Origin of the sequence: Accumulibacter sp. (assembly GCF_023806565.1) — a bacterium.
GTDB lineage: Bacteria > Pseudomonadota > Gammaproteobacteria > Burkholderiales > Rhodocyclaceae > Accumulibacter.
In genome coordinates, this window is record NZ_JAMTDV010000131.1 from 53,209 (window position 1) to 62,597 (window position 9,389).

Genomic DNA, 9,389 nt, shown 5'->3' on the forward strand with positions numbered 1-9,389 from the left:
GAGAAGGCCGGCAGATCGCCAGGTCGGATTGCGTTCGTCAATGTGCGTGGAAGTCTATGCGGATCCTGCTCTGTAACGATGACGGTTATTTCGCGCCCGGGATCGAGCATCTGGCGAGCGCACTGTCGGAACTCGCCGAGGTTACGGTGGTAGCTCCGGAGCGTGACCGCAGTGGTGCGAGCAATTCGCTGACGCTCGACCGGCCGCTGTCGCTCAAACGAGCGGCCAACGGCTTCTACTACGTCAACGGGACGCCGACCGATTGCGTTCACCTGGCCGTCACCGGCATGCTCGACGCGCTTCCGGACATGGTTGTTTCGGGAATCAACATCGGTGCCAACATGGGCGATGACACGATCTATTCGGGGACTGTCGCGGCGGCGACCGAAGGCTTTCTGCTTGGTATTCCATCCCTAGCCATCTCGCTGTGCAGCAGTTCCGGCGCGCACTTTGCGAGTGCCGCGCGGGTCGCCCGTGAGCTCGTCGGGCGGTTGCGACAGGTGGCGCCGCGCGAGCCCGTCCTGCTCAACGTCAATGTTCCGGACCTGCCGCATGCACAACTGCGTGGTGTGGTCGTCACTCGCCTCGGCAAGCGCCACAAGGCTGAACCGGTGGTGCGCACGTGTTCGCCACGCAACGAAACCGTTTTCTGGATTGGTGCCGCCGGAGCGGCGCAGGATGCGGGGGAGGGGACCGACTTCTACGCCGTGCAGAACGATCAGGTTTCCGTGACGCCGCTGCAGGTCGATCTGACGCACAATGCCCAGTTGCCCCTGGTACGCGATTGGCTGGCGCGATGAGCAAGGCGCTCCCGCACGCTGGTGTCGGCATGACTTCGCAGCGCACGCGGTCACGCATGATCGAGCGCTTGCGTGAGCAGGGAATCATTGACGAGGAGGTCCTGGCGGCGATCGCCGCCGTGCCGCGGCATGTCTTCGTCGAAGAGGCACTGGCGTCACGGGCGTACGAGGATACGGCGCTGCCGCTGGGGTTTTCGCAAACGATCTCGCAGCCGTACGTGGTTGCACGCATGCTCGAGGCCTTGCGCGCCGGACGCGAGGACCTCGGCAGGACGCTGGAGGTCGGCGCCGGCTGCGGCTACCAGGCCGCGGTTCTCGCGCAACTGACCGACGAGGTCTTTGCCGTCGAGAGGATTGGTCCGCTGCTTGCCAAGGCCAAGCTCAACCTGCGCGCGATCCGGCAGCTCAAGGTGCGCCTGAAGCACGCCGACGGACAACTCGGCCTGCCCGAGGCGGCGCCTTTTGATACGATCATCGTCGCCGCGGCGGCAGCGCGCGTGCCGCGGGCGCTGCTGCAGCAGCTCGCTCCGGGTGGCCGGTTGATCCTGCCGCTGGGCGGGGCGACCCAACATCTGGCGATGATCGAACGACGCGCCGAAGGCTTTGTCGAAAGTCGCCTGGATGCTGTTCGTTTCGTTCCGCTATTATCGGGAGTCGAATGAAGGATCAAGATCATCCCGCCCGTCACGGCGTCGTGCTGGCGCTGCTAGTCGTCCTGGCAGGCTGTGCCAGCAAGGCGCCGGCACCGGCTGAGCGCTCGGGGCAGGCCGGGGCGCAGGCCGTGCCCGCGGCAGCGGTGGCCGGCAAGGATCAATACGTCGTCAAGAAAGGCGATACGCTGCATTCGATCGCGCTCGATCACGGGCTCGACTACCGCGAGCTGGCCGCCTGGAACAATATCGAGAATCCGAATCGCATCCTCGTCGGGCAGGTTCTGCGCACCCGGCCGCCCGGCTCGGCGGCTGCCGGCGATACTGTCGTGGTGCGTCCGGTGGTCAGCACAGCCGCAGTCGAGCAGCGTTCGCTGAGCGCCGGCGGCGACTTGCTGAAGCGCGAGCCGAAGGCAGGCAAGGAACCCTACTCCGAGCAAGCACTGGCGCGTGCGCTGGCGCCGCCGAAGCCAGTCGAACCGGTCAGCGTGGCCAAGGTCGAGAGCAGGCCGGAGGCGCGCGCCGAGGTCAAGGCCGAGAGCAAGCCGGAAAGCAAGGCGACCGCAGCAAACGAGGAAAAGCCGGCCGACGCCGCATCCGGCAGCGAGGATGTGACCTGGAGTTGGCCGGCCGGCGGCAAGGTGATCGGTACTTTCAGCGAGGGCGGCAACAAGGGGATCGACATCGGCGGCAAGGCCGGCGACGCCGTGCTGGCCGCCGGTGCCGGCAAGGTGGTCTACAGCGGCACCGGCCTGCGCGGCTACGGCAAGCTGGTCATCGTCAAGCACAACAATACCTATCTGACCGCCTACGCGCATAACCAGAATATCCTGGTCAAGGAGGGGCAAACGGTCGTCAAGGGGCAGAAAATTGCCGAGATGGGCAATACCGACGCCGACCAGGTCAAGCTGCACTTCGAGATACGGCGGCAGGGCAAGCCGATTGATCCGCTCAAACAGTTGCCGCCGCGCGGATGATGTCGCGCGTTTTCGATCCTGACGAGTATCCTGGCGGAGACGACGATCCGCCGGAAACTGCCATGGAAGCTGCGGAGCTGTCGTCAGAAAGCGATTCGGCCGAGCAGCCAGCGTCACCAGAGGCGGATCTGCTCAACGACGTCACCCAGCACTATCTCAACGAGATCGGCGCCAAGCCGCTCTTCACGCCGAGCGAGGAGGCGGTCTGGGCACGCCGTGCGCATGCCGGGGATTTCGTCGCGCGGCAGAAAATGATCGAGCACAATCTGCGCCTGGTGGTCAATATCGCCAAGCACTACCTCAACCGTGGCCTTCCGCTGCTGGACATGATCGAGGAGGGAAATCTCGGTCTGATCCACGCCATCGAGAAGTTCGACCCCGAGCGCGGCTTTCGCTTCTCGACTTACGCCACCTGGTGGATCAGGCAGGGCATCGAACGCGCGATCATGAATCAGTCGCGAACGATTCGTCTGCCGGTGCATGTGGTCAAGGAAATCAACCTCGTGCTGCGCGCCATACGCCATCTGGAGTTGGCCAACGGGCAGGAGACTTGCGTCGAGCAGATCGCCCACCTGATCGACCGGCCGAGCGAAGAGGTGCGCCGGGTGATGGCGCTGAACGAGCGCATCGCGTCCCTCGACGCGCCGTTGCAAGTGGACCCCAGCCGATCAATTGGCGACGTGATTGCTGACGACAGCCTGATCGATCCCGATGAGCTGTTGCAGTCGAACGAAATCGGCGACCTCCTGCGGCGCTGGCTCGGGCAACTCGCCGACAAGCATCAGGAGGTGCTGCAGAGACGTTACGGCCTTTCGGGCCGCGACGCGAGCACCCTCGAGGAGATCGCCACCGATCTCAATCTGACCCGTGAGCGGGTTCGCCAGATCCAGATCGAGGCACTTGATCACCTTCGGCGCATCATTCGGCGGGGCGGCGGGACGCCGGACAACCTGCTCTAGCGGACATCGTAGCCAAGCCCGTCGCGTGCTGCGCGCAGCGCTTCGGCGAGCTGAAACACCGCCATCGCGTAGAAACTCGAACGATTGTAGCGGGTGATCACGTAGAAGTTGTCGAAGCCGAGCCAGTATTCGGTTGCGGCGCCGGGCGTCACCAAGTCGATGAGCGCTGCCGGCAGGTCGCTCGCGGCGGCGGCGACCACTCCTTCCCGCGCCAGTTCGCTGACGGTCAGCGACGGCTTGATGCCCAGGACCAGCAGCGGCGCCGGATCAGCAGTGACTCTTGCCGGCACCGCCACCGGCGCGCCGTATTGCCAGCCGTGCTGCTGAAGGAAGCGGGCGACGCTGCCGATGGCGTCGGCGGTGCTATTGCGCAGGTCGATGCGATCGTCGCCGTCGAAGTCGACGGCGAAGCGACGCTGGCTGCTCGGCATGAACTGGGGAATGCCGATGGCGCCGGCGTACGAGCCTTTGACGGAGAGTGGGCTGACGCCGCTTTCGCGGGCCAGCAGCAGGAACTGCTCGAGTTCGCCGCGGAAGAACTCGGCGCGCGGCGGGTATTCGAAAGCCAGCGAAGCGAGCGCCTCGAGGACGCCAAAACTGCCCATGTCTTGTCCATACACGGTTTCCACTCCGATGATCGCCACGATCACTTCCGGCGGCACCCCGTAGATCGCCTGTGCACGCTGCAGGGTGGCCGCATTCCTGCGCCAGAACGAGATGCCGCCGGCGATGCGCTGACTGTTCACGAAGCGCTCGCGATAGCGCTGCCAGGAGCGCTGCTTTTCGGGTACCGCGGGCGGGCGGATGGCGCGCAGCACGACGGCGTTCGGCCGGATGGTCGCGAATTGCTGCGTCAGGTGGCTGACGTCGAAACCGTAGCGGTCGTGCATATCGGTGATGAAGGCCTTGACCTCGGGGTTCTGGCTGAAGGCCGCGGCGTGCTGGCAGTGGCCGACGAGCGGCAGCAGGTTGCCGAGAAGTACGCAAAGCAGGGTGGCGAGGGGCCGCTTCAAACTTCGTTTCTCCGTTCCCGTGATAGGCGTCGCACGCAGTCGCGCAGCAGACGCAGATGTCCTTCGCCGCCACGACCATAGCGCAGTTCGGCATAGTGGCCAGCGGCTTCGCTGGTAAGTGCCGCCAGCGCCGGTCTTGCTTGCGCGACGCGGTCGGCGAAATCGAGCGGACCTTCCCATTCGGCACGGCAGATGCCGCGGCGCGCGAGTTGCCCGCAGTACTTCCCCCAGGCAAGTTGCGCCGGATCCGGGTGCCGTCGCTCCCGCAGCGTCCACAGGGTGACGGACAAGAGCAGCAAGCTGCAGAGCACTGCCAGAGACGTGGTCATGCTCTGCCAGTCCGGGTCTTGCAGGCCCAGCCGGGAGAGCAATTCGCGCTGGCGCTGCGGATTGTACCCGAGCACCCAGATATTCCAGCCATTGTTCGCCGCCTCCCAGCGGTTGCGCAGGTCGCGCAGCCAGTCGGCGTCGAGGCGGACGATCGCCGGCAGCGGTTCGCTGGCGGGCAGGGCGGCGACGATTCCCTGCTCGATGCGCGACGGCGCGACTGCTGCCGTCGGATCGATGCGCACCCAGCCGACGCCGGCGAGCCAGACTTCCGCCCAGGCATGCGCATCGGACTGGCGCACGATCAGGTAGCCGTCGACCGGATTCACTTCGCCGCCCTGGTAGCCGGCGACCACCCGGGCTGGAACGCCGGCCGCGCGCATCAGGAAGACGAAGGCGGAGGCGTAATGCTCGCAGAAGCCGCGGCGAGTCTCGAAGAGGAACTGGTCGACGGCGTCGCGGCCGAGCAGCGGTGGTTGCAGCGTGTAGTGAAAGTCGTCCTCGCGGAACATGGCCAGCGCCGCTTCGACGATCCTCTCCGGCGGCAGTGATTGCCACTGCTGCGCCAGCGCGCGGCTGCGCGGATTGATCCGCGCCGGCAGACGCAGCGCCTCCGCCAAGGTGGCTGGCACTTCCCCGCGATTGGCGCGATAGTCGGGCGAAGAGGCGAAGGTGAAACGGGAGCGGACACGAACGGGCACACTGGCCACCGCTTCGAGGGTCGGCGCGAGCGACGCGTCTGGCGGCAGGCGGGTCGGCAGGTCGAGCGCCAGCAGCCAGCGCTGGTTGTGCGCTTCGAGGATGGTCGTGTAGGTGTAGGTGACGCCTCGCGCCTCGATTACCGGCGCCGGCCGTGGCGATTGCTGAGCGCTCACCCGCCAGGTGGTACCATCGTAGGCATCGAAAACCGGACCACGCCAGTACAGTTCGGTCTTCTCCGGGAGTTCGTCGACGAAGCGGCTGCGGAAGGCGACCGCACCGGACTGAATAAGATTGCTGATCGACCCGGGCGACATCTGCGTGGATAGACCGCTGAGTGCGCCATGAGCGTCCTGCGGCAGGCCCCACAGCGGGCCGCTGACGCGTGGAAAAAGCAGATACAGGATGAGCAGGAAGGGCAGTGCCTGCAGCAGCAGTCGGGCGGCCTCGCGGGCAATCGTGGCGACTGGCTGGGTACCGCCGTGCAGCCGGATCAGGGTGCCGGTGAGCAGCGTCATCGTTGCCAGCAGCCAGACACCGGTCGCGATCGACTGCGAATAGAAATAGTGGGTCAGCAGGAGAAAGAAGCCAAGCATGACGATCACCAGCGCGTCACGCCGGGCATGCATTTCCAACGGTTTGAGCGCCATCAGCAGGACCAGCATGGCCACCCCGGCGTCCCTGCCGAACACGCTGTGGAACTGCCAGGCGATTCCCGCGACGCTGCCGATTGCCAGCAGGCCCAGCGCCCAGCGCGGCGGTAGCCTGCGCCTCCGCTGCCAGAGCCAGGAGCGCCAGAGGAGTGCGCCTGCGGCGAGCAGTGACAGCCACGGTGGCAGGTGCCCGGCGTGCGGAGCAGCGGTGGCCAGGGCGCCGGCCAGCAACCACGGTACCGCACCATGCTCGAGCGCCGGCGGTCGGGCGCGGCTACGTTTCCCCATGAAGCGCCAGTGCCTGCAGGCATCTCGTCCGATGTGCCGTGCCCTGCGCCGGAGCAATCCGCTGTGCCGGCAAGCGCAAGCCGTAGCGCAGTTGCTGTTCGTCGGCCGTGAGCACCCAGCCGGCGAGTACCGACAGGCGGTATTCGGTGCCGAGATCGACCGCTGTCTGCGACCAGTCGAGCCACAGCTCGTCGCTCGCTCCACCGGCAAACTGTTTGACCAGCAACTCCTGTTCGTCGGAGCGACGAGCGACTGCTTTCCAGGCGATGTGCCGGGTCGGGTCGCTGGCCTGGCGTGGCCGCAGGCCGGCAAAATCCTCCTGTCCGCTCTCGCCCCGCCGATGGTCGATCGGCGTGCCGGACGATGCCGTCGGCAGTGGCGTACGCAAGGGTCGCGGATAGACCAGACATGACCAGATCGGGTGCGGGTAACTCCAGGCGCGGAAGAGGCCGAGCGGATAGCGCGTCACGAGGGTGACGCGACCGGGATCGAGGCGGCCGCGTCGCTCGGTGGCGTAGGGAACGGCAACCGTCACCCGCGCCCTTGCCGGCGCATCGACGGTCAACGAAGGCTGCCCGGTGAACGAGAATTCGAGCGCCCGCCGCGAGCTGCCACGGGCATTTTCCAGATGGAGAGGGAAGCGCGCGAGATCGCCCGCGAAGGTTGCTTCGGCGCGTCCCGGGGTCAGACGCAGGCCGAACAGATTGTGAAAGGTGTGCACCATCGCGACCAGGCCCAGTCCGGCAAGCAGAAAGACCAGTGCGTGGCCGAGGCTCAAGTTGTAGTTGATCGCCCCGATTAGCATGACTGCCAGGGCGATGGCGAAAAGGAAGCCCGCGCCCGTCGGCACGATGAAGATTCGCCGTTGCCCGAGTACGATCGGCAGACGCTCGTCGCGTCCCAGCCGGAATAGCCAGCGCCTCGCAGCGGCAAGTGGGCGCATCAGGTCACGGGCACCGAACGGATCAGCGCAGCGATGTCCTCGGCGTCAGCCTGGTCGCCGCTCGGCAGCCGCAGGCGGTGGCGGGCGACCGCCGGGAGAACGGCCTGCACGTCTTCCGGCAGGACCATCGTCCGGCCGCCACAGAAGGCCCAGGCGCGTGCCGCGGCGAGCAGCGACAGGGCGGCGCGCGGGCTCAGGCCATGGACGAAGCGTTCTCCCTCGCGGGTGGTTTCGACCAGCGCCTGCAGGTAGTCGAGGAGGGCTGGGGAAGCATGCACCGCAGCCGCTTCGTTCTGCAGCGCGGCAAAGGCACCGGGGGCAAGGCGGGCGGCCAGACTCGGCAGTTGTTCGCGGCGACCGCCGCTTTCGAGCAGCGAGCGTTCGGCTGCACGATCAGGGTAACCGAGTTCGATGCGCAACAGGAAGCGGTCGAGTTGTGATTCCGGCAGGGGAAAGGTGCCGATCTGGCTGGAAGGATTTTGCGTGGCGATGACGAAGAACGGTCTGGGCAAGGTCCGCGTTTCTCCTTCCGTCGTGACCTGCCCTTCCTCCATTGCTTCGAGCAGCGCGCTCTGCGTCTTTGGCGTGGCGCGGTTGATCTCGTCCGCCAACAGCACCTGCGAGAATACCGGGCCCGACAGGAACCTGAAGTTTCCACTTTCGCGGTCGAACACCGAGACGCCAAGAATGTCCGCCGGCAGCATGTCGCTCGTAAACTGGACGCGCGCAAAGTGGAAACCGAGCAGCCGTGCCAGTGTGTGCGCCAACGTCGTCTTGCCGACGCCGGGCAGATCTTCGATCAGCAAGTGGCCTTTCGCCAGCAGGCAGCAGAGGGCAAGGCGGATCTGTGCCTGCTTGCCGAGAATCACCGTATTGGCGGCGGCTAGAATCCCGGCGATTGCGGATCGTGTCGGGGTGGTGGATGGCTTGGCTGGCATGGCTTGTCGCGGTGGCGCAATTGGGATGATAATAAACCATTAGCCGACAACCCGATTTCCCCGTGGGGCCCGCAGCCTCCGACGCTGGCCATCTGCGATAGAAAGGTCACAGTGACCACCACCGCATTCATCACGCACCGCGACTGCCAACTGCACGAGATGGGTTCCTACCATCCGGAATGTCCGGATCGCCTGACCGCCATCAACGATCATCTGATTGCGCAGGGGCTGGATTCGTACTTTGTTTATCACGACGCACCACTGGCCACTCTCCAGCAACTCCATCGCGTGCACTCGGCAGGTCATCTCGAACGACTGAAACGTGCCTCGCCCGAGTTGGGCATCGTGCACCTCGATCCGGATACGGCGATGAACCGACACACCTGGCAGGCCGCGCTGCGCTCGGCGGGTGCGGGCGTCAAGGCCGTCGACCTGGTGATGGCCGGTGAGGTCGAGAATGCATTCTGTGCCGTGCGTCCGCCGGGGCATCACGCCGAGCGCAGGGCGGCAATGGGTTTCTGCTTCTTCAACAATATCGCCGTCGCCGCGGCGCATGCGCTGGAAGCGCACGGGCTGGCGCGTGTGGCGATCGCCGATTTCGACGTGCATCATGGCAACGGGACGGAGGACTGCTTCCAGGGCGATCAGCGCGTGCTGATGGTCGGCACTTTCCAGCACCCGTTCTATCCTTACAGCGGGACGGAAAACCAGGCGTCGAACATGCTCAACGTTCCTCTCGCCAGAGGTACCAACGGCGAGGAGTTCCGCCACGTCGTCAGCGATCTCTGGATGCCTCGCCTGCGCGAGTTTCAGCCGCAGATGATTCTCATCTCGGCGGGTTTCGATGCGCATTACGAAGACGAGATGGGCGGCATGAAACTGCTCGAGAAGGACTATGCCTGGGTCACCGAGCAACTGAAGCAACTCGCCGAGCAATGCGCAGAAGGACGTATCGTGTCGATGCTCGAAGGCGGTTATTCCCTGTCGGCGCTGGCGCGCAGCGTGGCGGCCCACATCCGGGTGCTGGCCGAGCTGTGAATCCTTCCCGGCGGTCCGCTGCCCGCGTGTTCACGAGAGCGGCGGGTGATCTGTTGGCAACAAATAGAACTGTCCGGTTTTGTAGCAGATGAATTGTCCGCTTT

Annotated in this window: 9 protein-coding genes; 5 read left to right on the forward strand and 4 right to left on the reverse strand. The window is 65.5% G+C overall.

Annotated elements, in window-relative coordinates; all coding sequences use genetic code 11:
* Positions 1–56: 56 nt before the first annotated feature.
* The 4 genes from surE to rpoS all read left to right on the forward strand — a co-directional run bounded on the left by surE (position 57) and on the right by rpoS (position 3,386).
* On the forward strand, positions 57–800 hold the full coding sequence (surE, locus tag NFV80_RS15875) for a 5'/3'-nucleotidase SurE (protein WP_295331192.1): 744 nt from the start codon (positions 57–59) through the stop codon (positions 798–800).
* The gene (locus NFV80_RS15880) at positions 797–1,462 is read left to right on the forward strand and encodes a protein-L-isoaspartate(D-aspartate) O-methyltransferase (RefSeq protein ID WP_295331195.1); all 666 of its coding nucleotides are present in this window, start codon (positions 797–799) and stop codon (positions 1,460–1,462) included. Before surE ends, NFV80_RS15880 begins: the two co-directional genes overlap by 4 nt.
* A complete protein-coding gene (locus NFV80_RS15885) occupies positions 1,459–2,427 on the forward strand; it encodes a peptidoglycan DD-metalloendopeptidase family protein (protein ID WP_295331197.1) in 969 nt (322 codons plus the stop codon). Before NFV80_RS15880 ends, NFV80_RS15885 begins: the two co-directional genes overlap by 4 nt.
* A gap of 62 nt (positions 2,428–2,489) precedes the next feature.
* On the forward strand, positions 2,490–3,386 hold the full coding sequence (gene rpoS, locus NFV80_RS15890; RefSeq protein ID WP_295331199.1) for an RNA polymerase sigma factor RpoS: 897 nt from the start codon (positions 2,490–2,492) through the stop codon (positions 3,384–3,386).
* Here rpoS and mltB read toward each other — a convergent pair.
* From mltB to NFV80_RS15910, 4 genes are read right to left on the reverse strand one after another with little or no spacing between them, the layout of a single operon-like run.
* Entirely contained in the window at positions 3,383–4,399 is a 1,017-nt protein-coding gene (mltB, locus tag NFV80_RS15895; RefSeq protein ID WP_295331201.1) for a lytic murein transglycosylase B, read from the reverse strand. The two genes, rpoS and mltB, sit on opposite strands and share 4 nt — an antisense overlap.
* The gene (locus NFV80_RS15900; protein ID WP_295331204.1) at positions 4,396–6,366 is read right to left on the reverse strand and encodes a DUF3488 and DUF4129 domain-containing transglutaminase family protein; all 1,971 of its coding nucleotides are present in this window, start codon (positions 6,364–6,366) and stop codon (positions 4,396–4,398) included. Before NFV80_RS15900 ends, mltB begins: the two co-directional genes overlap by 4 nt.
* Positions 6,353–7,309: a DUF58 domain-containing protein gene (locus NFV80_RS15905; protein ID WP_295331207.1), complete on the reverse strand. Its 957-nt coding sequence runs from the start codon at positions 7,307–7,309 to the stop codon at positions 6,353–6,355. The genes NFV80_RS15900 and NFV80_RS15905 overlap by 14 nt, the downstream gene beginning before the upstream one ends.
* Complete coding sequence (locus tag NFV80_RS15910) at positions 7,309–8,247, reverse strand: AAA family ATPase (RefSeq protein ID WP_295331210.1); 939 nt, start codon at positions 8,245–8,247, stop codon at positions 7,309–7,311. Before NFV80_RS15910 ends, NFV80_RS15905 begins: the two co-directional genes overlap by 1 nt.
* 111 nt (positions 8,248–8,358) lie before the next feature.
* Between NFV80_RS15910 and NFV80_RS15915 the strand changes: the two genes are divergently transcribed.
* Positions 8,359–9,285, forward strand: coding sequence for a histone deacetylase family protein (locus NFV80_RS15915; protein ID WP_295331213.1), 927 nt, complete (start codon positions 8,359–8,361; stop codon positions 9,283–9,285).
* Positions 9,286–9,389: the final 104 nt, after the last annotated feature.

Bases quoted from the DNA above. Each gene is read 5' to 3' on its own strand.
- surE (WP_295331192.1), top strand. From the start codon at position 57: ATGCGGATCCTGCTCTGTAACGATGACGGTTATTTCGCGCCCGGGATC.
- NFV80_RS15880 (WP_295331195.1), top strand. From the start codon at position 797: ATGAGCAAGGCGCTCCCGCACGCTGGTGTCGGCATGACTTCGCAGCGC.
- NFV80_RS15885 (WP_295331197.1), top strand. From the start codon at position 1,459: ATGAAGGATCAAGATCATCCCGCCCGTCACGGCGTCGTGCTGGCGCTG.
- rpoS (WP_295331199.1), top strand. From the start codon at position 2,490: ATGGAAGCTGCGGAGCTGTCGTCAGAAAGCGATTCGGCCGAGCAGCCA.
- NFV80_RS15900 (WP_295331204.1), bottom strand. From the start codon at position 6,366: ATGGGGAAACGTAGCCGCGCCCGACCGCCGGCGCTCGAGCATGGTGCG.
- NFV80_RS15905 (WP_295331207.1), bottom strand. From the start codon at position 7,309: ATGCGCCCACTTGCCGCTGCGAGGCGCTGGCTATTCCGGCTGGGACGC.
- NFV80_RS15910 (WP_295331210.1), bottom strand. From the start codon at position 8,247: ATGCCAGCCAAGCCATCCACCACCCCGACACGATCCGCAATCGCCGGG.